This window comes from Parazoarcus communis SWub3 = DSM 12120, assembly GCF_003226565.1.
GTDB classification, from domain to species: Bacteria; Pseudomonadota; Gammaproteobacteria; order Burkholderiales; family Rhodocyclaceae; genus Parazoarcus; species Parazoarcus communis.
This window is the reverse complement of sequence record NZ_QKOE01000002.1, coordinates 24,994-48,729: the sequence shown is the minus strand read 5'-3', so window position 1 is coordinate 48,729 and position 23,736 is coordinate 24,994. Positions and strand designations below refer to the sequence as shown.

Genomic DNA, 23,736 nt, shown 5'->3' with positions numbered 1-23,736 from the left:
CTTGCAGGTCAGCGCCGCTTGGCGGGCGGCGAAGTGGCCATCTTGATCGTGCATGGAGGCCTCCGGTGGTGAATCAGTATGGTGGTGTGGTGGCGAGCGTGTTCAGGATGTCGGCAGCGCGGCGTGCCAGCGGTTTGAGCTGCCCTCGCGCACCGAGGCTGAGCAGGTAGTGACCGGCATGCACGCGTGCGGCGTGCAGGGCGTAAATCCGCCCCTCGATTACATGCGGGCGTGCTGCCAGGGTGTTGAGCAGCACCGGTCCAGCGCCGGCGATACAGGCTTCGAGTGCAGTCAGTGGGTCGTCGACGGTGATCGCATAGTGCAGGTCGGGACACTGACCAAATACGGTCTGCAGCCAGTGCGGCCAGTCGGCACCGGCATGGCGTACCAATGGCTGTGCCTGCAGCCATTCAAGGGTGATCGGCGTGGCGAGTGCCAGATGACATGCTGCGTACAGACCGATATGGGCAGCAAACAGGGGGCGGACGTCGCTCGGCAAGGTTCCGGTGACGAGCTCGATGACCAGATCGGCGCGCGGATCGGGCGGCGTATCGACCAAGCGACTGGTAGCCAGCTCGACCTGAAGGCCGGTAACAGCGAGGCGGCGATGCAGTTCGGGTAGCTGGCGCGTCAGCCATTCGGTGCCGAGTACCGGCGTGGTGTCGATCTGCAGGTGCTGGTGCGCATCGTTGCGCAGTGTGTGCGAGAGGGCGCGGAAGTCGGCCACCAGGCGGCTAAGTTCGGTCTGGCAGCTTTGGCCTGCGGCACTGGGTCCGACTCCGCGACCTTGTCGTTCGATCAAGGCGACGCCGAGGCGTTGTTCGATCTGTCGGATTCGGTGACTGATTGCCGATGGCGTGACCGAAAGTTCGTCTGCGGCACGGGTCAGGCTGCCCAGGCGCAAGGTGGCTTCGAGCGCGAGCAGTTCCAGCAGGGGCAGATCACGCAATAATGAACGACTCATGAGGATTCTCCATGCTGCCTGCGAACACCCCCCCTGCTCCGCTGCCACCACTGCACGCCCTGGTTGCCTTCGAGGCGCTGGTGCGGCATGGCTCGGTAGCGCGTGCTCTGGCCGAACTGGGGGTGAGCAAGGCCGCGTTGTGTGCGTCGATTGCGCTGCTCGAGGAACGCACCGGTCTGCGTCTGCTGATCCGCCCCTTGCCCGACGTCGAGCTCAGTAACGAAGGTCGTGCCTACTACCAGGGGGTGGCGACCTTTGCCCGGGGAGCGGCAGATGCACTTCACGGACTGGGCAAGGACTTTGTCACCGAGTTGCGCCTGTCGGCCAGCCCGGGCATCGCCCGCCTGTGGCTGGCGCCGCGACTTGCATCCTTGCGTGCCGCCTGTCCTGGGGTGGCCGTGACGCTGTCAGCCACCGAGTCGCTGTCTGATCTGGAGCGGGGTGAGTGTGACATCGCAGTGCGTTACTGTCACCCGGGCCAGCATGAGGGGGCGATTCCGTTGTGGCAGGAGACCTTGGTGATGCTGGCCCCCGCCGCCCGGGTGACCGCGCTCGAACTGCGTACCCTGCCGGACGTGCTCACCAGTGAGGCCCTGATCGAGCATCCATCGATACCCTGGCTGCGCCTGGCACAAGGGCATGGTCTGGAGGGGCTGCCACGTGCGCCCGCGCTGGTCTGTCACGACCTCTATGCGATTCTGGCTGCGTGCGCGCGCGGCGAAGGCCTGGCCTGGTTGCCCTGGCGCCTGACCGCAAGTTACTGCCGGCGCCATCATCTGCGTGCCTTGCGCCGTTGGCAGAGGGTGGACAAGCAGTATGTGCTGCTGCACTCAGCGCAGGGGCAGGGGCGCCCGGTCGTCCAGGCCTGCACTGCAGCCCTTCTCGACCTCGCCACCGAGCTGCAGACGGATCCTGAGATCAGCTAGGTTCTCGAAAAATGCACTTAGCGTGGTGTGCATGCTCAAGCCACCTACCGGACTGACGGCAATCAGCGCCCGATGCCGGCTGCTGATCACGACCGCGCCACCGTGGTTCACAAGGTGACACTCTCCGGCGGCAAGGATCACGTCCTTGCCGGGCCGGTACTCGGTCAGCCAGACGCAGCCACTGCGGCAACAGAGGGTGGTGCCCGGACGCAGTGTCAGGTTGAGGTGGGCGCCATGATCGAGTTCCATGATCCAGCGCGTGTCGTGGTGGGGCATGAGTGGCTCCTTGACCGACGATCTCCCGGGGACACGTTTCGGCAAAAAAGACCGCCCCCGAAGGGGCGGAGCCACAGGGATGCGGCGTGTCGGGAGGAACGACGCCGCGGAGAGGGCGTGTCCAGATTAGGCGGCTGCGCTTTTGCGATGGTTGAATTTTGCTGTGCGCTCCCACAGCGTTGTTCAAGCAAGCCTGCTTCGGCGGGCCTCAACATGCAGCCGTGCAACCTGGATTGGAGACAACAAGCATGCGCACTCCCCCGCCCCTTATCGAGTTCTGGTTCGATCTTGCCAGTACCTACTCCTATGTGGCCGCTGCCGACGTGGCCCGGCTTGAGGATGAAGGCCGGGCACGGATCGATTACCGCCCTTTCCTGCTGGGGCCGGTCTTTGCAGCCCAGGGTTGGCAGGACTCGCCATTCAACCTGTATCCGGCCAAGGGCGACTACATGTGGCAGGACCTTGCCCGCCTCTGCGAAGAACGCGGCCTGCCGCTGCGGCGGCCTGCGGTGTTTCCGCGCAACAGCGTGTTGCCCGCCTGTGTGACCCTGGCAGGACTCGACCAGGGATGGGGCAAGCGCTTCGTGCTCAGTGCCTATACAGCGAGCTTTGGCTATGACATCGACATCGCCGGGGCCAATGGTTTGCGCATGATGCTTGAAGGCTTGCAGGTCGAACCGGATGCGGTCCTGGTCCTGGCTGCCAGCCAGGCAGTACGTGCGCGCCTGCGCGAGAACACCGCCGAAGCGATGCGGCGCGGCGTCTTTGGTGCGCCCAGCTTCTTCGCCGGCGACACCCTGTTCTGGGGCACCGACCGTTTGGCCCATGCGCTGCGTCATGCAACGCGGCAGAAGGTGGAGGACGGACAATGAGTCTGCATGCCGAATTCAGCTATCTGCTGCCGATGCAGGACAAACCATACACCTATCTGTACCCGCCTCCTGCCGGCATCAAGCGCGAGACGGCGCGCTATCAGTCCTGTCTGTGCGAGGTACGGGATGCCCGCCAGGGACCGGAGACCTCGCTGGATGTGGAGGGGTTTCGTCTGGTGGAGCAGCGCAGCGAGGTGGCTGACTTTTTCGATTGGGCCGAGGTCAAGTCGCTTTACTACCGCGAATGCGCGACGCTGGCGCGGCAACTGACCGGGGCGCGGCTGGCAATCGTGTTCGACCATCTTGTACGTGAGCGAGAGGCGGGTCGGCCGGCGCTGGGCTTTGGTCGCGCTGATGACGGTAGTCCGCCTGCTGCGGTGGGGCGGGTGCATAACGACTACACGGCCGCTTCTGGCCGGCGGCGCCTGGGCATGCAGTGCCCGGGCATGGATGGCGATACCTGGGATGGCCGGTTTTCCATTCTCAACATCTGGCGGCCATTGGTGGGCGAAGTGCTCGATACCCCACTGGGCGTCTGCGATGCGAGTAGTGTGGCGAGCGAGGATCTGGTGGCGACCGACATCCACTACCCGTCGCGCAGCGGCGAGATCTATCTGTGTACCCATGCTCAAGGACATCGCTGGCACTACTACCCACGCATGCGGCGCGACGAGGCGCTGGTGTTCAAGTCCTTCGACTCTGCTGCCGACGTGGCGTCATTCACGCCCCACGCAGCGTTCGACCTTCCGCAGGTGCCGCCCGACGCGCCGCTGCGCAAGAGCATCGAGACCCGGGTGTTGCTGATTTACTGAACGCCACCGAGCCCGAGCTCGTCGAGCGCCAAGGTGCTGCTTGGCCCGCATCCCGTTCAGGGCAGATCGAACAACAGGGCCTCGGCGCCCGCTTGCGCGGATACCGTCAAGGCGGTTTCGGCGGCAAGCGTCATTCCGTCACCTGCACTCATGCTCACGCCATTGACCGTCAGTGTGCCGTGCACCGCGTGAACATAGTAGGTCCGGTCGGCGTGCAGCGTCCGGGTCAGCCCGGATGCGGCCGGCCGCAGCAGGTGGATGAAGGCATTCTGATGGATTGACAGTGAGCCATCGCGACCATCCGGCGACACCAGCAGGGTGGCGCCCTCGCCCGGTGGCACATCCTGTTGGGCATAGCGCGGCTCGACCCCGCGGCGATCCGGCTGGATCCAGATCTGCAGGAAGTGCAGGCCGGTGCTGTCGTCCGGGTTGTATTCGCTGTGGACGATGCCGGTACCGGCGCTCATCACCTGGATCTGCCCGGCGTTCAGGCGGGTGTGGCTGCCCATGCTGTCCTTGTGCTCGATGCTGCCTTCGAGCACATAGCTGATGATCTCCATGTCGCGGTGTGGATGGGCGCCGAAACCGGCACCGGGTGTCACCCGGTCGTCGTTGATCACGCGCAGGGCGGACACACCCATGTGTGCGGGGTCGTGGTAGCTGCCGAAAGAGAAGGTGTGGTGGCTGTCGAGCCAGCCGAAGTTGGCATGGCCGCGGTCGGCCGCGGGGCGCAGGGTGATCATGTGTGCTCTCCTGGATGAGGCCCGGCGGGCATGGCCCGCGGGCGTTGTGCTGGGTCTGGCGGGCGGCTTAGCGATACATGGCGGCAAGGCGGTTGTCGAGCGCGAGCCGGCCACCGCCACTGATTGCCAGCGATACGGAGATTGCCAGCAGCGCCAGGCCGAACTCATAGCCGTTGTTGCTCATGAACAGGCCGTTGCCGATATGCACGCTGAAGATCGCCACCAGCATTGCAAATGCCAGCACTACGGCCGCCGGTCTGACCAGCAGGCCGATCAGCAAGGCCAGACCGCCGAAGAATTCGGCACTGCCGGCCATCAGCGCCATCAGGTAGCCGGGCTGCAGGCCGATCGAAGCCATCCACTGGCCGGTGCCCTCCAGACCGTAGCCGCCAAACCAGCCGAACAGTTTCTGGGCGCCGTGTGCGGCAAAGATGATGCCGACGGGAATGCGCAGCGCAAGGGTGGCGAATCCGGCGTTGGACGACAGGATGCGTTGGATCAGGGTGTTCATGAGAGTCTCTCCTGGGGTAATTGGTCAGTTCGTATGACTGATGGAGCGATCTTAGTTAAAGGAGAAAGCAAAAAATAACGGTTAATATTGATCTGAATGTTCAATGGAATCGAACAATGATCTCGCCCATCACCCTGGATGCCCTTCGCGTGCTCGACGCCATCGATCGCAAGCACAGTTTTGCCGCAGCGGCCGACGCCCTGTTCCGGGTGCCTTCGGCGGTGTCCTATACCGTCAGCAAACTTGAGGAAGACCTTGGCGTGGCCTTGTTCGACCGTAGCCGGCGGCGTGCGGTGCTGACGCCGGTGGGTCGTCTGGTGCTGGATCAGGGGCGGCATATCCTCGACGCGGTCGATGCACTGACCCGGGTGGTGCAGTCGGTGGCCGACGGCTGGGAGGCGGAGCTGCGCATCGGCGTGGACAACGTGCTCGATCCCGAGCCGATTTATCACCTGATTGGTGCCTTCAACAGGCTGCGCCCGCAGACCGAGATCCGTGTGGTCGAAGAGGTGCTGGGCGGTACCTGGGATGCGCTGACCAGCGGGCGCTGCGATCTGGTCGTCGGTGCGGCCGGTGAAGGGCCGCCGGGTCATATCGCCACTATGCCGCTGGGGGCGGTGGAGTTCGTGTTCGCGGTGGCTGCCGATCACCCCCTGTGTGAGGCCGAGCGACCATTGGCCGCAGCGGCGATCCGTCCCTGGCCCACGGTGGTGGTGGCCGACAGCTCACGCTACCTGCCAGCCCGCTCCAGTGGTCTGCTCGATGGCCGTTCGCGTATCGTCGTGCCGACCTTCGCCCACAAAGTTGAGGCCCAGCGCCAGGGGGTGGGGGTAGGCTTCCTGCCCCGTCACCGCATCGTGGACGAGCTGGCTGCCGGGCACCTGCGTGAGCTGCCGCTGGCCGAGCCCCGCTTGCCACAGCCGATTTCGGTGGCCTGGCAGGCCGCAAACAAGGGCAAGGCCCTGGCCTGGTTCATTGCCGAGCTCGGCCGCTTGCGCTTTGATGCAGGCGTGGGACTGGTGGCGAACGGGACGTCGGCAAACCCTTTGTAGACAAAAAAAGGCCCGGCGACAGGCCGGGCCAAGAGGAGGGGCACCATTTCCCCTGTTCGTCGGTCAGGCGACGGTCAGGCCGCCATCTGCAACCAGTGCGTGACCATGGACCAGCGAGGCGCGCGGCGACATCAGCCAGGCCACGGTTTCGGCAAGTTCCTCCGGCGTGCCCATGCGGCCGATCGGCTGCAGCTTGTTCCATTCTTCTTCCGCACCGGGCTGACCGGCAATCACCTGGTCCACCATGGGCGTGCGGATCACGCCGGGGCACACTGCATTGACCCGGACACCGCGGCTGCCGTATTCCAGCGCGGCGGTCTTGGTCAGGCCGATCACCGCATGTTTGGTGGCGCAATACACCGATAGTCCGGGTTTGCCGACGATGCCGCCGACCGAGGCGGTATTGACGATGGCACCGCCGCCACGCGGCAGCATCAGCTCGATCTGGCGCTTCATGCCGTACCACACGGCTTTCAGATTGATTGCGATCAGCGCATCGAAGGCGGCTTCATCATGGTCGGCCAGGGCGCTGCCCGGCCCCGGAATGCCGGCATTGTTGAAGGCACCGTCGAGTCGGCCGAATTCGCCGATGGTCAGTGCGTGGAGCGCGTCGAGCTCACCCAGCCGGGATACATCGGTGCGGGTGGCGATGGCCCGTCCGCCTGCGGTGACGATGCGGTGCGCCGTTTCTTCCACAGTGTCCAGCTTCAGGTCACTGGCAATGATGATCGCCCCCTCGCGTGCCATCACCTCGGCGGCGGCGCGGCCGATTCCCGATCCGGCACCGGTCACGATCACCACGCGTTGTTCCAGCATTCCCTGCATTGTCGTCTCCTGTCGTTCGGCGGCCCTCGTCCGGGGCGGCTCCGTGGTCGGCACTGTAGCCTTGTGGCGTCTCCGGCGGCGCGCGGCGGGATAACTTTCGCGATATCTGCAAAGTCCCCAGCTGTAATTGGAAAACAGCACGCCTACAATGGCTTGCATAACAAAAGCGGTATCCGGACAGAGGAGACAAGAATGGGAATGCTGGTATCCACCCCGGAGCTGGTTGCGCGCGCGACCGCATCGGGGCCCGACTACGTGATGCAGGCGCATAGCGGCACCATCTTTGGCGCACGCTGGAACCACCCCGCTGGCGAGTCACAGCTGCGCCGCAATGCGGAACATGTGCTTGTCTATCACCTGTCGGGCAACACCGATGTCGAACGCCTGCAGCAGGGCATGGTTACCGGCTTCCGGTCGCGGGTGGGATCGGTCACCTTCATGCCGCGCGATTCGGAGTCGGACTGGCGGCTGGGTGGCAACACCCAGGTCTTCCATCTCTACCTGCCTCAATCCCTGCTCGATGCTTTCGCCCGCGACACCCTGGAGCGCGACGCCTGTCCGCCGATCGACGATTTCTTCTCGGTCAGCGATAGCTGGCTGGATGGCTTCTTCCGCATGCTGGCAAGCGAAGCCCCGCCGGCTGCCGGACAGGGTACCCGGCTGGAAACCCTTGTGCTGGACCAGATCCAGAGCCTGCTGGTCCGCCACCTGGTGACCCATTACACCCGCGAACGACGCATCGAAACCGAGCGTGTGCTGACTCGCAGCAATGCCGGAAACCAGTTACGTCAGAGCGTTCTGAAGAAGATCACCGCCTTGATCCACGAACGCCTGCACGAGGACATCTGCCTGCAGGACCTGGCCGACCTGGCCTGCATCTCCAAGGACCATTTCCTGCGTGCCTTCCGCGACACCGTCGGCCAGACGCCCTATCACTACGTGCTGTCGCAGCGGCTGGAGCGCGCACGCATGCTGCTGCGCGAGGAACCCGCCCTGTCCGTGGCAGAAGTCGCCCGCCGCTGCGGCTTCAGAAACCTGAGCCACTTCTCGGCGACTTTCCGCAGGGTGATCGGGGTGAGTCCGAAAGCGTATCGGGGGTAAGGGGCCAGGTCCTTCGACCCCATGGTTGGCAGGCTGTCGTCAATGGGGCGTTGGGCCCCCCTTCAGCGCTGGATCATTTTCGTGACGCCACGAAAATGATCCTCAACCGGATTACAGCGTGCCTCGCAGGCCTTGTGCGGTCATGCGATCCTTTGTGCGCGCGTACCCGAGCGACTCCACGAGATCGTGGACGAACCGTGATCTCATATTGTCGTCCCGGGCAAGCAGACTGAGCCTTATTGTGGTGACATCCGAAATGACCTGTGGCCGGACTCATCCTAGCCAAAATGTGATGGCGCAATTCCGGCGGTCTGACCGCCATCCACGAACAGTTCGGTACCGGTAATCATGGTGGCTGCGTCAGATGCCAGAAACACCACGGCTGCGGCGATGTCGGCCGGCTTGGCAAGTCTGCCTGCCGGTACCAGCCGCGACATTGCCTGCACCATCGCATCGCGGCTGCCATAGTGCGCCGCGATGGGGTCGAGCATTTCGCTATCCACATAGGTCGGGTGGATGGCGTTGCAGCGGATCGGGTAGCCCTTGTGCGCGCAGTACAGCGCCACTGATTTGCTCAGCATGCGCATGGCGCCCTTGCTGGCGCAGTAGCCGGCAAGGTCCGGCGCGGCGTGGGTGGCGGCAATCGAGCCGACGTTGACGATGGCGCCGGGTCGGCCGCTGCCGGACATGGCGCGGATCGCGTGTTTGCAGCCGAGGAAGGGGCCGGTGGCGTTGACTGCGATGAGGCGGTTCCAGTCGCTCAGTGTCAGGTCCTCGAAGTCGCCACCCAGGCCGATGCCGGCAACGTTGGCGAGGATGTCGAGATGCTGCTCGGTCGAGACGACGTAGTCGAGGGCGCGGCACCAGGCGGTCTCGTCGCTGACGTCCAGGTGAACAAAACTGGCAGCGGAGCCTATGGCGTCGGCCGTTTCCCAGCCGCCGGCTTCGTTGATGTCGGCGACGATGACGCGTGCGCCTTGTGCTGCCAGGGCGTGGGCGGTGGCGCGGCCGATGCCGGAAGCGCCACCGGTGACGAGGGCGACACGGCCGCTGAGGTCCATCAGGCGGGTTTCGATCGGGTTCATGGGTTCAGCTCCTGTGGGCTTCGGCAAGGGTGAGTTGGGGTGGGGGCGACGATGCGGAAGGTGTCCCGGCGGGTGTCGTGGTGGCGGGCGTCGCTGCCTGCGCCGGGAGCAGCAGCCTGGCGAGCGCCGGCAGCAGCACCAGCGCACCGACCATGTTCCACAGGAACATGAAGGTCAGCAGCAGGCCCATGTCGGCCTGGAACTTGATGGTCGAGCCCATCCAGGTGAGCACCCCCACCGCCAGCGTGAGGCCGGTGAAAGCGACTGCGCGGCCGGTGGTGGAGACGGTCATCAGATAGGCCTCGGTTAGCGGCAGGCCACGGTCGAGGTAGGACTGAAGGCGGTTGTAGATGTAGATCCCGTAGTCCACGCCGATGCCGACCCCGAGCGCGATGACCGGCAGGGTGGCGACCTTCACCCCAAGACCCATCCAGGCCATGACCGCTTCACACAGTACTGAGGTGATGTACAGCGGCACCACGATGCAGAGGGTGACCCGAAGTGAGCGGAATTCGATCAGCACCAGCAGCGCGACGATGGCGTACACCAGGATCAGCATGGTGCGTTCGGCGTTGCCGATGACCTCGTTGGTGGCGGCCTCGATGCCGGCATTGCCACCGACCAGGGTGAAGCGCACCGCGTCCGAGTCGTGGCGGGCGGCGAAGTCGCGCACCGTGGCCATCACGGCCGACAGCGTGGCGGCCTTGTGATCGTTGAGGTAGACCACGAAGGGCGTCATCGCGCAGCCGTTGCCGATGTACTCCTTGGGGGTCTTCTGGAAGGCGCCGCCAAGCGCGTACTTGTTGCGGCTGATGGCGTACCACTTTGGGTTGCCCTCATTGTTGCCGGCGAGTACGCGGTAGGCAAAGTCGGACATCGACACCGTACGCTGAACGCCGGGCACGCGCTCCAGTTCGGCAGCGAGCAGGTCCATGCCGGCCAGCACCTGGTAGTCGCGGCAACCCTGGGGTGGGGTTTCGGCCATCACGACGAACACATCGGTGCTGGTGGTGTAGTGCCGTACCAGATAAGCGGCGTCGCGGTTGTAGCGGGAGTCGGTGCGCAGTTCGGGCGCGCCCGGGTCGAGGTCGCCGATCTGCAGGTCGCGTGCACCCCAGTAGCCAAGCGCCAGCAAGGCTGCACCGGCCAGCGTCACGACCATTGCCGGGCGTGGCTGCGCGCAGCGCGCCACCTGCTGCCAGAGCCAGGGGAGGTGTTCACGGCGTTTGCGGGCATGGATGACGGCAGCGGGGGAGACGCCGGTCCATGACATCAGCACCGGCAGCAGGAACATCTTGCTGAAGATGATGACGGCCACCCCAATGCTGGCCGAGATCGCCAGCTCCTGGATGACGCCGATGCGGATGATCAGCAACGTGGCAAAGCCTACCGCATCGCACAGCAGGGCCACCGTGCCGGCGACGAACAGGCTGCGGAACGAGCGTCGGGCGGCTTCGATACGGTCGGCACCGTCGAGGGCGGCATTGGCGGTGGCGTTGATGTTCTGCACCGCATGGCTGATGCCGATGGCGAAGGTGAGGAAGGGCACCAGGATGGAGTAAGGGTCCAGCCCGTAGCCCAGCAGGCGGACGATGCCCAGCTGCCAGACCACCGCGATCAGGCAGCACAGCAGCGTGGTGGCCGTGCTGCGCAGGCAACGCGAATACCAGAACAGCAGGGCTGCGGTCAGCACCAGGGTCAGCAGGAAGTAACCGAGGATGGGCACTGCGCCGTCGATCAGTTCGCCGATGACCTTGGCAAAGCCGACGATGTGGATACCGGTGGTGGTGCTTTCATGGCGGGCACGGATCCTTTCTTCCAGGTCGGTGGCGAAGCGGCCGTAGTCCAGACGTTCGCCAGTCTCGGGGTTGCGCTCCATCAGCGGGACCAGTACCAGCGCCGAGCGCAGGTCATTGGCAACCAGGGTGCCGACTTCGCCCGACCGGAAAACGTTGGCACGCAACTGCTCGATGGCCTGCGCCGAGCCGTCGTAGCCATCGGGGATCACCGGGCCGGCTTCGAAGCCTTCGGCAGTGACTTCGCCCCACATCACGTTGGGTGTCCAGAGCGAGCGCATGCCGGCGCGGTCGACCCCAGGAATGTAGAAGACCTCGTCGTTGACCTTGCGCAGGATGTCCTGGAAAGCGGGGTCGAAGATGTCACCCTGACGGTTCTCGACCACGACCCGCACCACGTTGGAGAGACCGCGCAGGTTGTCCTCATGCACCAGATAGTTGGCGATGGCCGGATGGTGAGTGGGGATCATCTTCTCGAAGCTGGCGTCCGGGCGAAGGCCGAGTGCGACCCAGCCCAGCCAGACCGTCAGCACGGCGAAGATGACGACGGTGGCGCCGCGATGGCGGAACAGCGCACCTTCGAGCCGGCGCTCAAGGCGTTTGAGCAAGCCGTCGTGGGGGCGGCGGGAGGACGTCTCATTCATGGCGGGTGGCTCCTGATGCGGCGGCGGAGTCATGGGCGAGACCACCCCAGCCAGCCAGGATCCAGCCCCTGGCGCCGTGGGCGGCAGTGGTCAGGGGACGGCCGTCCCCCGCAGGCAGAGGATCGAAGCGGTGACCATTCAGGCGCAGACGGGTACCGTTGTTGCCGACCAGCAGCAGTTCGTCGCCCGCAGTCGCTGCGCCGTAGAGTGCGCTGCGGGTGCCACTGTCGAGCGTTTGCCAGCTGGCACCCAGGTCAGTGCTGCGCAGTACGATGCCGTCGAAACCGTACGCGAGTACGGCACCGTCCTGTGGCGCCGTGATCAGGCCGTATAACCCGCCTTCGGCAAGATCGGGTTCCGCCTGCCAGTGCTGGCCTGCATCGGTGGAGCGCAGGATCAGGCCGCGTTCGCCGGCGATCAGCAAGACATTGGGGCTGGGTGATGCAATGGCGTACAGGTGCAGGGCTTCGGGATTGGGCAGCCGGTCGGCGAACAGGGTCCAGTGCTCGCCGCCGTCGGTGGTGGCAAAGGCCATGCCGAAAGCGCCTACGGCGTACCCTTCGCGTGGGTTGCGGAACCAGACGCTCATGAATGGCTGGGAGGGGCCGAAGGCGACAGCCTGTTCGGCGCCAGCCAGGACATCTTCGGCATCGGCAAGGCGGTCTTCGGCGGCTGCACGTTCGGCCTCGCCCGCCTGCTGCAGCGCCAGCCTTGCCTGGCTGACCCGGGCTTTCGCCCAGGCGAGCATCTGTGTGTTGGCCTGGTCGCCGTCGAACTGGCGCTGCCAGTGGGCGCCGCCGTCGCGACTGTGCAGGATGACGCCGTCGTGGCCCACGGCCCAGCCCAGCTCAGGGGTGGGAAAGTGCAGCGCGGTCAGCATGACGGCGACGGGAACCTCGGCCTGGATCCAGCTGTGGCCGTCGTCGTCGGAATGGACAATGGTGCCGCGCGCGCCGGCGGCGACCATGCGCGGACCGGCATGAACGAGGCTGTTCATCAGCTGGCTGGCGGCCCGAGGGCTTTGAGGGGCGGGGGTTTCCAACAGGTCGATGGGTGTACTGGCGGGGCGGGGCGCAAGGCCGGCTGCAGCACTGGCGGCAATGGCCAGCACCGCGGCCGTGGCCAGGGTGGCGAGGGGCAGGCGTGTCATGATGGTGTTCCCTGTGGGTGGGGGCGCACGCCTTGAATCTGGTGCGCCCCGTGCGCGCGGTCGTGGCCGCTGCTTACTTGGTGCCGCTGCGGCGCAGGGCGTCGGGGTCGAAGTCGGCACGTCGTGCCTTGGCACCGAAGCGCCACGGGCCTTCTTCGTTGCTGAGGCCGGCGACGTAGTAGCGCCCGTCCTGCAGGTCGTACATGTTCTCGAAGGCGTAGTAGGGCAATGGCAGGTCGTAGTACTGCATCAACTGCGCCTCTCCCACACGCCAGAGCTGGCCGCGCCCGTCATACTGTTCCTTGACTGCGATCGTCCAGCTGTCCTCGTCAAGATAGAACACGCGTTTGCCGTAGATGTGGCGCATGCCGTCCTTCAGCGTGGCTTCCACGACCCAGACGCGATGCAGCTCGTAGCGTGTCAGGGCGGGGTCGAGGTGTCTGGGCTTGACCACATCGCGTGCCTTGAGCTTCTTCGAGTGGATGGCATAGCTGTTGTAGGGGATCAGCATCTCGCGCTTGCCTACCAGCTTCCACTCGTAGCGGTCGGTGGGGCCGTTGAACATGTCGTAGTCGTCTTCGGTGCGGGTGCCTTCGGAGAAGCTGCCCGGTGAGTCGTAGATGATCTGCGGTGCGCGGCGTACACGGCGCAGGCCGGCGTTGTACACCCAGGCCAGACGCCCGTCGCGCGCGGCGTCGAGCGGCTCGTGCACCATCACCACCTCGCCGGTGACGTCGGCTGGCGAGTACATGCGTGCCATGAAGTACCAGAAGCGGTTGGGTTCCTGGCGGTCCATGTTCTGCGCGAAGATCCAGCTTTCATCGACGCCGTAGGCGTTGAAACTGCCGTTGGGGTTGACGGCGCCGATGAGATGACGGCGTTCGATGCCGCCTGCGCGGGAACGTACCTGATGGTTCCAGATGGCCTCGAGCCCGTTCTTTGGAATGGGAAAGGGCACTGCGCTGCGGTCCCAGTTCTCCAGCCCGGTGCCGCTCGCGGTGAGGGTGATGGCGCCGGCCTGTTCGCGGATGCGGTCATATTCGGCCTGCGGCAGTGCGGCGCTGCGGTGCGTGGGATAGACCTCCAGACGATAGGTATCCGGGTAGCGTTTGAGCATGGCGACATGGCCGTCGGAGAGTACATTCCGGTACTGCTCCCAGTTCTGTGCGGTGACGGTGTACAGCGGTTTCTCGCCGGCATAGGGGTTGGCATGGCCCTGCGTGATGTCAAAGTCGGCCGGCGGCTTGGTGAGGCCGCCCGTCCATGCGGGAATGGTGCCGGCCGCGTTGCCGGCGCGTTCGGCACCCACCGGGGTCAGGTCCTTGCCGAGACGGGCGATCTCTTCAGCGCTCAGGGCAGCATGTGCGCTACCGATGGCGAGCGGCAGCAGGATCAGGCCGGCGAGGCGGCAGGCGGGGTGAAGTCGGTTCATGTCTGTTCTCCTTAGAACGCCACGCTGATGCTGGCGGCGAGGAAGTCCTTGTCGCGGTTGGTGTCCCAGCGCGCGGCGTCGATGAAGCGGGTGTAGGCCAGGTCCACGGTCCATCGCCGGCCGCTCTCCAGGCGCGATAGCGCAACGCCGGTACCGAGGGTGCGGCGGTTCTCCAGGAACACGCCGTCGGCAGCGTTGCCTTTGACGTCGTGGGACCAGTACAGACGAGGCTTTGCGGTCCAGCCAGCGACGGCGTTGGGGTATTCCAGTTCCCCGAACAGGCGGTATCCCCACGAGAACGGGGTGACGAAGCCGTCCTGTGAACAGTTGGCGGGTGTGACCTTGTTTGCGATGTTGGCTGCGTCACACCCCGCGCGGCTGGCCAGCGCCGGATCGGTGTAGCCCGGATGCCAGGCGGTGCCGAAGGTGAAGGCACGACCGTAGCGCACCCCGGTCTTGGGGTTGGGCAGATCGGGTACCCAGCTGAAGCCGACTTCACCCACGGTGAGCAGTGACTGGGCGCCCAGCACCTGGCTGAAGACGTTGATCGCACCCAGTTGCAGCTGGATCTTGTCCATCCGGTCATAGCCGCGGATGTTCGCACCGGCCGGGTCGTAGATGCGATGACCCACCAGGGGGCCCTGGGTGCCGCCGGAAATGCCGAATTGCACCAGGTCACCGCCATTGATCTGCACCGGCAGGTCGCGGGTATAGGACAGTTCGGCCATGACCGAGGCGCCGCCCAGGGTGTTCGACAGGCTCAGGCCGAAGGTCTTGATGTCCTCTGCCGAATAGTCGAGGCGGTAGGACAGCGGCGCCAGGGTGCCGTAAAGCGAGCTGGGTTCGGACGGCACGCTCGACAGCGTCAGGAAGGGTGTGCGGGTGTGGTAGTTGATGTAGTACAGGCCGATGTCGGTCTCCGTATTGGGTTCGAGCCAGTGCAAGGCCAGACCGTACTGGCCGCCATCGGACGGCTTCTCGTCGTTGAGCCGCATCGACCGCACGTTGAGACCACCCAGTGCGGGAATGCCTTCGTAATGCTCACGGTCGGAAAAGGCGTCGGGGCCGAACTGCGAACCCCCACAGTTGATGACGTCGGCGGGAGAGAAGAAGGTGCCGCAGCCGTCGATGACGGTCTTCTTCCATTTCAACTGGTAGAAGGCTTCCAGGCTGACGCCGCCGGGCAGGCCAAGGTTGCCGTAGAGCAGCGGTACCGGCAGCAGGATCTCGCGTACCTGGGCACCCGCGCGTCGGGCGGCCGGCACGTCGACCGGGTTCACCACGTTCACGCCCTGGATGAAGATGCTTTCTCCCCAGTTCACCACCTGGCTGCCCAGGCGCATGTTCAGCCGGGCGTTCTCACCCAGTTCCCAGTCGCCGTAGATGAAGGCGTCGAGCAGCTCCGCACCGGAGAACTTGGCGGCGTCGTCAAAATGGCGATCGTCCAGGCGTTCACCGGGAACGTAGCCGTTGTCGAAGTGACCATGGTCGACTTTCTTGGTGGACAGGGTGAAGTCGTGCCATGCCTTGGCACGTAACAGGGCGCCGTAGTTGCGGTAGCGCAGTTCGACATCACCGACCACCTTGAGGGTGGTGGAGGTGATGTCGTGACGGTCGAAGTTGAGATCGCCGTCATCGGTACTGCCACCACCGGTACCGGGCTTGCCGCCGTTGTGGTTGGCATTGCCGAACGACGTAAGCGCGGCGTCGCGGCCCTGCATGCGGACATTGGTGCCGAGGCTGGCGTTAAGTGTCCACATGCCGGTCAGTTCATCGCCAAGACGGAAGTCGTTGGCCTGTGCGGTGTGGCCCAGTCCGGCGATGGCGACGGCGAGACAGGCCCGGCGCAGGCCATGCCTGCGAGCTGTGTTGTGCATGATTGCCTCCTGAGAAGGGGGAGGTGCAGGGGCTCAGTGCCCGGAGATGACTCGGACGACGTGGTCGGCGGTGCCGCTGGCCTCGGCCAGTTTCAGCATCAGCCGGCAGTCGACGACGGCGGATACCGAACCGTCGGGATTGCAGCCGGCGAGCGGGCCATGGGTGACGGCAAACATCACACAGCCTTCGTGAGACACCGGTTGATGAACCGAGCCACCGCGTTCATAGGTGTAGTCGCCGGCGCAGCCGGGGTCGTCCGCCTCGTAGTAGAAGCCGCCTTCCACCAGATAGGCTTCGGCGGACCCGAGGTGGGCGTGGACCGGTGCCTGCACACCGGGATCCACCTTGAGCAGCATCGAGAAGCCACCGCTGAGTTCGTTGATCGCGAGCAGCTTGAAATGGGTGCCTTCCATCACCCATGGCGTCCAGGGAATGGTGTCGAGCTTGATGAAATCCTTGCCGGCACGTTGGCTGAGCGGGGCATGGACAGGGGATGAAGCGTTGAGGATTGCTGCGGTCATGCGTGTCTCCTGAGTGTTTTTATTGACCGGCCGGTCGACCGATGAGGCGCAATCTAGCGGGGTGTGCGGTGCACAAGCGCAGCCCGCGGCGAATCTCAGCGATATCCCGACAGCGCAGCGCTTTTTTGAAAAAGGTGCGTGAACGTCGGCTATTACTGTCGATTTATCGATGTTTTGCAGTAGTCGCGGCGATTTCCGGGCCGGCCGGCATGGCCTCGGCTGCTCGGCCTAGTATCGGCATCCGGGGCGGGCGGAAGGCCGGCCCCGGATGCCACATACCGACAACCATCAGGAGACATGCAATGACCGCAATGCTGTGTAGCGCAGAGCATCAGAAGGGCCAGAGTGGCGCACACGACCGCATCACCCGACCCTACCCCCGGTTTCAGAAGCTCGACCCCATTCCCTGGAAGCCCTGGGTCATGGAGGGCGTGATGTACAAGCTGCTGAGCGTGAATCGCCGCACAGGGGGGTTCACCTGCATGCTGAAGGTGCTGCCCGGGGTGGAGGCGCCGGTACATCACCACCTGGGCGCGATCGAGGTGATGGTGCTGGAAGGTGACATCTGTTACGAGGAGGCGGATATCGGCCGGCCGGGCGACTACATGTTCGAACCCGCCGGCGATATTCACCAGCCGCGTACCGCCAGTGGTTGCGTGCTGTTCTGCGTGTTCGAGGGACCGATTGCCGGACTGGCGCCCGATGGGTCGGTCGCGGGAATCGTCGACTACAAGGTGATGCTGGAAATGGCCGAGCGTGACGGTGTGCTGGCCGAGGTGCACCGCTGAGCGCGTGAGCGCTCAGCGTGCTGCCTGCCCTGCACCGTCGCCGGCAGGCGCGGCATGAGCAGCGCCTTCGGAGGTCATGGTGGCAAGCAGCTGACCGAGGCAGTCATGGATGGCGTCGGCGTTGGCACGCTGTTGAGCCGGATCATCGGTGGCAAGGTCGAAACGGCCCTGCTCGTACCAGTATTCCATGATCTGGTAGCGGGGCAGCAGGCCGACGTCTTCCTGGCGGGACTTCCACCACAGATAGCCGCGGTAGCTATTGAAGTCAGCCATCATCAGCGTGTAAGGGGCGTACTGCATGTCCATCAGGATGACGTCGGCGCCACGGTTGCGGATGCTGCGCAAGCCGGTGGAAATGGCCTGACCGAAGGACTGCAGCGACAGCTTGCGGGCGGCGTCAGCCGAGCCGGTCTGCCAGATCACCAGGTCGGTCTGATGACGCAGCAAGGTGGGCAGGATGCGTTGCAGCTGCTGTGCGGTTTGCCCAGGGTGGCTGGCGACCTGGATGTGCAGCTCGAGCCCTGGGTGGGCGTCGGCTAGATGCTGGCGCAGGCGCTCGGGGTAGGCGTGCTGCGAGTCGCTGGTGCCGGCACCGGCGGTCGAGCCTGTGCCCAGGATGAGGATGTCCAGCCGGCCCTCGGCCAAGGCCTTATGGACCCGGTGCAGCGGCGGGTTGTGGTACAGCAGTTCGGCAGGAACGTCGCACGCGCGCTCGGTTCCGCCTGCGGCGGCAGTGCCGGCAAGCGGTAGTAGCGCAAGCAATACGCCGGTACATAGCCGGTGCAAGTGTGGGGCGGGTGTGGCGGGGTGAGGCATGAGCTTCCTGTCGTTCATCCGCTGCGGCGGCCAGCGGCTGCGCGGCTACCGTACCAGTGCAAAACATACGCGAGGCTGGCCATGATGCCAATGCCTGTGCCGCTGACCGCGCATTGCAGCCACACGTCGTTGCCCAGCTCGATCAACACCAGGTGGCCGACGAAGGACAGGAAGATGCCGAGGCAGAACACCTCCAGTGACTTGCGTCCGCACAACATCACTGGCCAGACCCAGGTTCGTTGCAGCCAGCCCGCCTCGCGCGGGACCAGGCGTAACGTGAGATGGGCCAGGGCGAGGAAGTGCACCAGGCGCAGGGTGTCGAGGTTGGTCTTGTCGATCGGGTACATCCAGATCGCCAGGTTTTCCGGCACCCATCGCTCCAGCTGGGGAAGATGCCAGGTCGCAACGATGAAGCCCGCACCCAGCACATAGGCGAGGGCGAGCAGATCGATGACGGGTGTCAGGCGTACCGGGTAGTTGCGCAGCTTGGGATACAGCGCCAGCAGGGCGCCGAGCACGAACAGCAACTGCCAGGCAAAGGGGTTGAAGATCCAGCTGTTGCCGGGCGGATGCGCGGGCAGGTTGATTTCGAACACCCGCGCCACCATATACAGGCCTATCGAGAGCAGCGAGGCAATGACCGGCACGCGCAGCAGCATCCAGAGCATGGCCGGAAACGCCAGCAACAGTACGATGTACATCGGCAGTACATCCATGTTCACGGGCCGGAAAGTCAGCATCAGCGCGTCGAGCAGGGCCAGGTGCGGGGTGTCGAGCAAGGGGGTGACGTTCATCTCCTCCATGTACATCGGGTTGCCGAAGCGTTCGGCAACATAGGCAATCTGGGCGGTGAAGAACAGGAACAGGATCAGATGGGCAACATAGAGTTGCCAGCAGCGCCGCCACACATGCAGGGTGGTAAATACCATGCCTTGCTGCAGCATCGGCCGTCGATAGGCCAGCGCTGCGGCATAGCCGGAGATGAACACGAAGATCTCGGTAGCATCGGAAAAACCGTAGTTGCGCACCGTGGCCCAGCTGAAGATGTTGTCCGGGATGTGGTTCAGGAAGATCCACCATAGCGCCAGGCCCCGAAAGAAATCGAGGCGCAGGTCGCGTGAGGTGGTGGGAGCTTGGCTGGGAGACGGCATACGGGCAGGTTAGTGGCGATCAGGGCGATATGCCACATGGCTGTCGTTGCAGGATGTGTGCACGCAGGGTCGCCCGGGCGCAACAGACTGCATTGCCGGTTGCGAGTTCCACGAGCGCGGCGATGCCGATCCGGCTCCCGGTGGCGGAACTCTTGTGGGGCATCAGGGGACTCATGGTGGCGACACCGCCGTTTTGCAAGGAAAGCTCATCGATGATCCGCACCCTGAAAGAACTGTTTGCCTCCCTGGCCGCGCCTGCAGAGGCTGCGCCGGCGGCGCGCGAGCATACCCTGCAACTGGCCACTGCGGTGCTGCTGGTGGAGATGATGCGTGCGGACGCCCGGATTGACCCCGACGAGCGCGGTGCGGTGATCAAGGCACTGCAAGGCAAGTTCGGTCTGGGTGAAGACGAGGTGGCCAGATTGCTTGAACTGGCGCAGGCGACGGCCAATGATGCGCCTGACCTGTTCGCGTTTACGTCGCAACTCAATCGCGGTTTCGATCTGACGCAAAAGCTGCGCATGACCGAGTACCTGTGGCAGGTGGCTTATGCCGATGGTCATCTGAGTCACCATGAGAACCAGTTGATGCTCAAGCTGGGTGATCTGCTCTACATCCCACGGGGTGAGTTTGTTGCCGCCAAGCAGCGAGCGCGTGCGGCCGCCGGGCTCGAGGCACCTGCACTGCCGCAGGGTTCAGGCGGTGTCGATGGCTTGGATTTGAGCGGAACGCGCGCTTGAGCCCTTGGGCGTCCGGAATCTTTTCGGTCGCGGTGGTTCATACTTCCGATTTGCCGATTTTCGGCACTGTTTCAGCGTGATCGCTGTAAAGGATTTGCTTGATGTATACCGACCGTCGCAGGACGAATTTCTTCCGCCAGTTCGGGCGTCAACCCGCGCAGCCGCGCAGCCCCTTGCAAAAGCTGCTGGCGGTGGTCGTCGCCGGTGGCGTGTTCGTGCTGGCGCTGATGTTCTCGGTGGTGCTGTTTGCCGTGGTGCTGACCGTGGGTGCCGTGGCCTGGGGGTATTTGTGGTGGAAGTCGCGGGCCATCCGCAAACAGATGCGTGACAACCCGCCGGGTGGACTGGTGCTGGAGGGTGAGGTCATTCGCGAGGTAAACCCCTCGCGTAACGACAAGCCGGACAATGGTGTCTGAGTACCGTTGCAGGCGGGAAGTGGCGCGGTGAAATCCCTGTTTCGGTGCATATTGGCGGATTTTGCACGCACGATCGTGGTGCATTAAAGAAATTCTGGCGTGCAAGACCGCTTTTATGGTGTGGTCTTTGGGTGGCTTGCGTATCATCGACGCATTGCCGTTTTCTGCCCTTGCCGCCATGAAAAAGATTGGAATGTTCTTTGGTACCGAGACTGGTACCACCCGCCTGATCGCCAAGAAGATCCACAAGAAGCTGGGTGACGAACTGGCCGACAAGCCGGTCAACGTCAATCGCATCGAGCCGGCCGCGATGCTCGCATACGATGTGCTGATTCTCGGCACTCCCAGCTATGGCCAGGAACAGATCCCCGGCCGCAGTGCCGGTTGTCTGGAGCCGAACTGGGAAGAGTTTCTCGCCAAGATGGCGCAGCCGGATTTTTCCGGCAAGCGCATTGCACTGTTCGGCCTGGGCGCACAGGAGCGCTATTCAGAACGCTTTGCCAGTTCGCTGATGCGGCTCCATGAGGTGTTTGCAGCTTATGGCGCCGAAATTGTGGGTAGCTGGAGCACCGAGGGGTACACCTTTCAACAATCTGCCGCGGTCCGGGACGGGCGTTTTGTCGGCTTGGTGATCGACGAGCGCACCCAGGGCATGCATACCAACGAGCGTATCGACGCCTGGTTGGCCGAAGTGAAACCCTTGTTGCTGGAAAAGCTGGGTTGATCGATGACACCCAGGGGCGGGTCAGGTCGAAAGATCTGGCCTGTTTTGCCATTGAACCGCTGGGCAGTGACACTTGTGATGGCTTGGTGACTGACCATCAGCGGAAACAGGACTGCAAAAAAGAAAAGGCCCGATCACTTGAGTGTTCGGGCCTAAATCCACACCAAAGGAGGAGGGTGGAGGAGACGGTTCAAATACTATACGAACACCTTGTGCGTCGCAACAATACCGCATTCGAATGTTTCTATGAAACCATAAGTTTTATGAATGATTGAGGTTTCATCGGTGTATTCGGGGGATAATTTAATGCGATACGGGTTTTTGCAATGCGCAACACGAGATTGCGTACGTCATGGTTTGCAGTCTTGTCCGAAGCCGGGGATGTTGCCGCCGGTATGCCTGTGCGACGCTGAAGCAGTGGCGGTGCCCGACGCCAGATGCAAGGCCGACCGGTTCTGCTAGCGGTAAGATGCTGTCCCGCACCATGACCCGACCGAGCCATGTCCGACATTTTGCTGTCCGCTGCGGCGACTGCCGCCTGCCTGCCCTACCCCGCCTTGGCCGATGAACTGGCCGCCTCGCTCACCGACAGCGCAGTCACTGTGCCGCCGCGCCTGGTGCAGCCCTTGCCCGGTGGTGCCAGCCTGTTCGTGATGCCGGCCAACGATGCCACGGTGGCCATGACCAAGTTGATCACCTTCACCCCCGCCAACGCGGGAACCGGCAGGCCGACGATACAGGGCGATGTGGTGGTGTTCGATATCGCAACCGGTACGCGCCGGCTGGTGCTGGATGGCCCCACCGTCACCGCTCACCGAACTGCTGCGGTGTCCCTGCTGGCGGCGCAGCGACTGGCTCCGAACACCCGTGGTCCCTTGCTGGTGCTGGGGGCGGGTGTTCAGGGGCGCGCGCATGTGGAGGCCTTTGTTGCCGGCCTGGGAGTTCGGGAGGTGTGGATCTGCTCACGCAGCCCGGCGAGCGCCGAGGCGCTTGCGGCGCATGTCCGTACGCTGGGTGCTCAGGCCCGGGTGGTGGACAACGCGGCGGCGGCCTTGCCGGACTGCCCGTTGGTCGTCACCGCCACGCCGGCCAGTGGCGTGGTATTGGATGCCCGCCCGCGTGAGGATGCCTTCATTGCCGCAGTGGGCGCCTTTACCCCAAGCATGGTGGAACTGGGGCCGGCAATGTGCCGTGACTTGATGGCTTGCGGCACGGTGGTGGTGGATACCCGTGATGCCGAACATGAGGCGGGCGACCTGCTGCAGGCCGGCGTCGACATCACCGCCCTGCCCTCCTTGGCTGAGATCGTGCGGGAGTCGCGTCCGCGTCCGGCGGGGCCGGTGCTGTTCAAGAGCTGCGGTTGGGGTGGGTGGGATCTGGCTGCGGCAAGGCTGGCGATGCTTAGGGTGTGCGCCGAAGCCTGAGCCGGCTTTGCCAGATCGTCGACGCAATCAGGGCAATGTGAGTTTTGACGGGGTCACGGGGGTCAGTGCAGTCGCGACCCTTGTTGCCCCTTGCGTTGGCGCTTGATCGCGTACATACGCTGATCGGCCAGTTCGAGCAGGGTGTCGATCGCGTGACCGTCGTCCGGAAAACGGGCGGCACCAATGCTGGCGTAAAGCTGGTAGCTGCGGTCTTCAAACAGAAAGGGGGCTTCCAGCGCTGACTGGATGCGCTTGATCGCCGCGCCAACACCATCCGGCAGGTCGACCGGATTCAGGATGATGGCGAACTCGTCACCACCCAGGCGGGCGACGGTGTCGGAACTGCGGGCACAGCTCTTGGTACGGGTGGCAAATTCGCGGATGACCGCGTCGCCGGCACGGTGGCCGCAGGTGTCGTTGATCTCCTTGAGACCGTCCATGTCGATCATCAGTACGCCCACCCCGCGCGATTGTTGAGGCAGGTGGATCAGGCTGCTGCGCAGCCGGTCCATGAACAGCGACCGGTTGGCCAGGCCCGTCAGGTCGTCGTGGGTCGCCTTGTACACCAGATCGCTGTTGTCGTCGTGCGTGGCATGGTACATGGCGGCCGCCACCAGACTGGACAGCAGCTTGAGCAGTTCGACGTCGTGGTCGGTAAAGTGTGCAGGCGCTGCCGCCATGGCTTTCAGCACGCCGACGGTCGATTCGTTGTGTTGCAAGGGCATGACGATCATGGACCGGATACCTACCTTGCGGCAGGCCTCACGATCAGCGCGCGGGTCGGTTTCGGCGTCGTCGCAGCGCAGGATCTGGCCGGTTTGAGTGCACAGCCCCGACAGGCTGGCGTCGCGCTTGAGGCGGATGCCGAGATGGCCATTGGCCATGCCGGCGGTTGCCCGGTAGACCATGTCGTCGCCTTCGGCCAGTTCGATGGCCACGCCGTCGGCGCGAACCAGGCTGAGCGTCCGTTCGGTGACCCGCTTCATGACGTCACCGAGATTGCGGCCCAGCTTCGCAATCTCGGTCTGTATATCGATGATCTCAAGCAACTCCTGCTCGGACGGCATGACCTTGCCCATTGACGGGTGA

General features: G+C 64.2%; 24 protein-coding genes. 10 read left to right on the top strand and 14 right to left on the bottom strand.

Features of this window, described 5'->3' with window-relative positions; genetic code table 11:
• Positions 1–73: 73 nt before the first annotated feature.
• Positions 74–964: a LysR family transcriptional regulator gene (locus tag DNK49_RS03890; RefSeq protein ID WP_110523025.1), complete on the bottom strand. Its 891-nt coding sequence runs from the start codon at positions 962–964 to the stop codon at positions 74–76.
• An 11-nt stretch (positions 965–975) separates the two neighbouring features.
• On the opposite strand from DNK49_RS03890, the gene DNK49_RS03885 reads away from it, so the two are divergent.
• Positions 976–1,890 carry a LysR family transcriptional regulator gene (locus tag DNK49_RS03885; protein WP_110523024.1) on the top strand — a complete coding sequence of 305 codons (915 nt, stop codon included), beginning with the start codon at positions 976–978 and terminating at the stop codon, positions 1,888–1,890.
• Here DNK49_RS03885 and DNK49_RS03880 read toward each other — a convergent pair.
• The gene (locus DNK49_RS03880) at positions 1,795–2,166 is read right to left on the bottom strand and encodes a DUF2917 domain-containing protein (protein ID WP_110523023.1); all 372 of its coding nucleotides are present in this window, start codon (positions 2,164–2,166) and stop codon (positions 1,795–1,797) included. The two genes, DNK49_RS03885 and DNK49_RS03880, sit on opposite strands and share 96 nt — an antisense overlap.
• A gap of 248 nt (positions 2,167–2,414) precedes the next feature.
• Between DNK49_RS03880 and DNK49_RS03875 the strand changes: the two genes are divergently transcribed.
• Together DNK49_RS03875 and DNK49_RS03870 are read left to right on the top strand one after the other, a co-directional pair.
• Positions 2,415–3,038, top strand: coding sequence for a 2-hydroxychromene-2-carboxylate isomerase (locus DNK49_RS03875; protein WP_110523022.1), 624 nt, complete (start codon positions 2,415–2,417; stop codon positions 3,036–3,038).
• Positions 3,035–3,850, top strand: a complete 816-nt coding sequence (locus tag DNK49_RS03870; RefSeq protein ID WP_110523021.1) for a CmcJ/NvfI family oxidoreductase — start codon at positions 3,035–3,037, stop codon at positions 3,848–3,850. The genes DNK49_RS03875 and DNK49_RS03870 overlap by 4 nt, the downstream gene beginning before the upstream one ends.
• A 56-nt stretch (positions 3,851–3,906) precedes the next feature.
• Here the strand turns inward: DNK49_RS03870 and DNK49_RS03865 are convergent, their stop codons facing one another.
• Both DNK49_RS03865 and DNK49_RS03860 read right to left on the bottom strand, forming a co-directional pair.
• Positions 3,907–4,593: a pirin family protein gene (locus DNK49_RS03865; RefSeq protein WP_110523020.1), complete on the bottom strand. Its 687-nt coding sequence runs from the start codon at positions 4,591–4,593 to the stop codon at positions 3,907–3,909.
• A gap of 67 nt (positions 4,594–4,660) precedes the next feature.
• On the bottom strand, positions 4,661–5,104 hold the full coding sequence (locus DNK49_RS03860) for a DoxX family protein (RefSeq protein WP_110523019.1): 444 nt from the start codon (positions 5,102–5,104) through the stop codon (positions 4,661–4,663).
• A 116-nt stretch (positions 5,105–5,220) separates the two neighbouring features.
• On the opposite strand from DNK49_RS03860, the gene DNK49_RS03855 reads away from it, so the two are divergent.
• Positions 5,221–6,156 carry a LysR family transcriptional regulator gene (locus tag DNK49_RS03855; RefSeq protein ID WP_110523018.1) on the top strand — a complete coding sequence of 312 codons (936 nt, stop codon included), beginning with the start codon at positions 5,221–5,223 and terminating at the stop codon, positions 6,154–6,156.
• 63 nt (positions 6,157–6,219) lie between these two features.
• Here DNK49_RS03855 and DNK49_RS03850 read toward each other — a convergent pair whose 3' ends face one another.
• A complete protein-coding gene (locus DNK49_RS03850; RefSeq protein WP_110523017.1) occupies positions 6,220–6,981 on the bottom strand; it encodes a glucose 1-dehydrogenase in 762 nt (253 codons plus the stop codon).
• Positions 6,982–7,173: 192 nt separating this feature from the next.
• On the opposite strand from DNK49_RS03850, the gene DNK49_RS03845 reads away from it, so the two are divergent.
• Positions 7,174–8,082 carry a helix-turn-helix domain-containing protein gene (locus tag DNK49_RS03845; RefSeq protein ID WP_110523016.1) on the top strand — a complete coding sequence of 303 codons (909 nt, stop codon included), beginning with the start codon at positions 7,174–7,176 and terminating at the stop codon, positions 8,080–8,082.
• 278 nt (positions 8,083–8,360) lie between these two features.
• Here the strand turns inward: DNK49_RS03845 and DNK49_RS03840 are convergent, their stop codons facing one another.
• The 6 genes from DNK49_RS03840 to DNK49_RS03815 form a co-directional block, all read right to left on the bottom strand.
• Positions 8,361–9,167, bottom strand: coding sequence for an SDR family NAD(P)-dependent oxidoreductase (locus DNK49_RS03840; protein ID WP_110523015.1), 807 nt, complete (start codon positions 9,165–9,167; stop codon positions 8,361–8,363).
• 4 nt (positions 9,168–9,171) lie between these two features.
• The gene (locus tag DNK49_RS03835) at positions 9,172–11,607 is read right to left on the bottom strand and encodes an efflux RND transporter permease subunit (protein WP_110523014.1); all 2,436 of its coding nucleotides are present in this window, start codon (positions 11,605–11,607) and stop codon (positions 9,172–9,174) included.
• On the bottom strand, positions 11,600–12,757 hold the full coding sequence (locus tag DNK49_RS03830; protein WP_110523013.1) for a WD40/YVTN/BNR-like repeat-containing protein: 1,158 nt from the start codon (positions 12,755–12,757) through the stop codon (positions 11,600–11,602). Before DNK49_RS03830 ends, DNK49_RS03835 begins: the two co-directional genes overlap by 8 nt.
• Positions 12,758–12,830: 73 nt before the next feature.
• The gene (locus DNK49_RS03825; RefSeq protein ID WP_110523012.1) at positions 12,831–14,189 is read right to left on the bottom strand and encodes a DUF1329 domain-containing protein; all 1,359 of its coding nucleotides are present in this window, start codon (positions 14,187–14,189) and stop codon (positions 12,831–12,833) included.
• Between the two features lie 11 nt (positions 14,190–14,200).
• Positions 14,201–16,066 carry a DUF1302 domain-containing protein gene (locus DNK49_RS03820; protein WP_110523011.1) on the bottom strand — a complete coding sequence of 622 codons (1,866 nt, stop codon included), beginning with the start codon at positions 16,064–16,066 and terminating at the stop codon, positions 14,201–14,203.
• Positions 16,067–16,099: 33 nt separating this feature from the next.
• On the bottom strand, positions 16,100–16,588 hold the full coding sequence (locus DNK49_RS03815) for a 2,4'-dihydroxyacetophenone dioxygenase family protein (RefSeq protein WP_110523010.1): 489 nt from the start codon (positions 16,586–16,588) through the stop codon (positions 16,100–16,102).
• Between the two features lie 302 nt (positions 16,589–16,890).
• Between DNK49_RS03815 and DNK49_RS03810 the strand changes: the two genes are divergently transcribed.
• Positions 16,891–17,376 (top strand): 2,4'-dihydroxyacetophenone dioxygenase family protein, encoded by a 486-nt coding sequence (locus DNK49_RS03810; RefSeq protein WP_165843260.1) that lies wholly within the window; start codon positions 16,891–16,893, stop codon positions 17,374–17,376.
• Positions 17,377–17,388: 12 nt separating this feature from the next.
• Here the strand turns inward: DNK49_RS03810 and DNK49_RS03805 are convergent, their stop codons facing one another.
• On the bottom strand, positions 17,389–18,192 hold the full coding sequence (locus DNK49_RS03805) for an SGNH/GDSL hydrolase family protein (RefSeq protein ID WP_165843259.1): 804 nt from the start codon (positions 18,190–18,192) through the stop codon (positions 17,389–17,391).
• A 14-nt stretch (positions 18,193–18,206) separates the two neighbouring features.
• On the bottom strand, positions 18,207–19,343 hold the full coding sequence (locus tag DNK49_RS03800; RefSeq protein ID WP_110523007.1) for an OpgC family protein: 1,137 nt from the start codon (positions 19,341–19,343) through the stop codon (positions 18,207–18,209).
• Between the two features lie 212 nt (positions 19,344–19,555).
• Between DNK49_RS03800 and DNK49_RS03795 the strand changes: the two genes are divergently transcribed.
• The 4 genes from DNK49_RS03795 (at position 19,556) to DNK49_RS03780 (ending at position 22,647) form a co-directional block, all read left to right on the top strand.
• Positions 19,556–20,083 carry a tellurite resistance TerB family protein gene (locus DNK49_RS03795; protein ID WP_110523006.1) on the top strand — a complete coding sequence of 176 codons (528 nt, stop codon included), beginning with the start codon at positions 19,556–19,558 and terminating at the stop codon, positions 20,081–20,083.
• Between the two features lie 101 nt (positions 20,084–20,184).
• Entirely contained in the window at positions 20,185–20,499 is a 315-nt protein-coding gene (locus tag DNK49_RS03790; protein ID WP_110523005.1) for a hypothetical protein, read from the top strand.
• 178 nt (positions 20,500–20,677) lie between these two features.
• On the top strand, positions 20,678–21,223 hold the full coding sequence (locus DNK49_RS03785) for a flavodoxin (protein ID WP_110523293.1): 546 nt from the start codon (positions 20,678–20,680) through the stop codon (positions 21,221–21,223).
• A 500-nt stretch (positions 21,224–21,723) separates the two neighbouring features.
• On the top strand, positions 21,724–22,647 hold the full coding sequence (locus DNK49_RS03780; RefSeq protein ID WP_110523004.1) for a delta(1)-pyrroline-2-carboxylate reductase family protein: 924 nt from the start codon (positions 21,724–21,726) through the stop codon (positions 22,645–22,647).
• A gap of 62 nt (positions 22,648–22,709) precedes the next feature.
• Here the strand turns inward: DNK49_RS03780 and DNK49_RS03775 are convergent, their stop codons facing one another.
• On the bottom strand, positions 22,710–23,726 hold the full coding sequence (locus DNK49_RS03775; protein WP_207806879.1) for a sensor domain-containing diguanylate cyclase: 1,017 nt from the start codon (positions 23,724–23,726) through the stop codon (positions 22,710–22,712).
• Positions 23,727–23,736 lie beyond the last annotated feature (10 nt).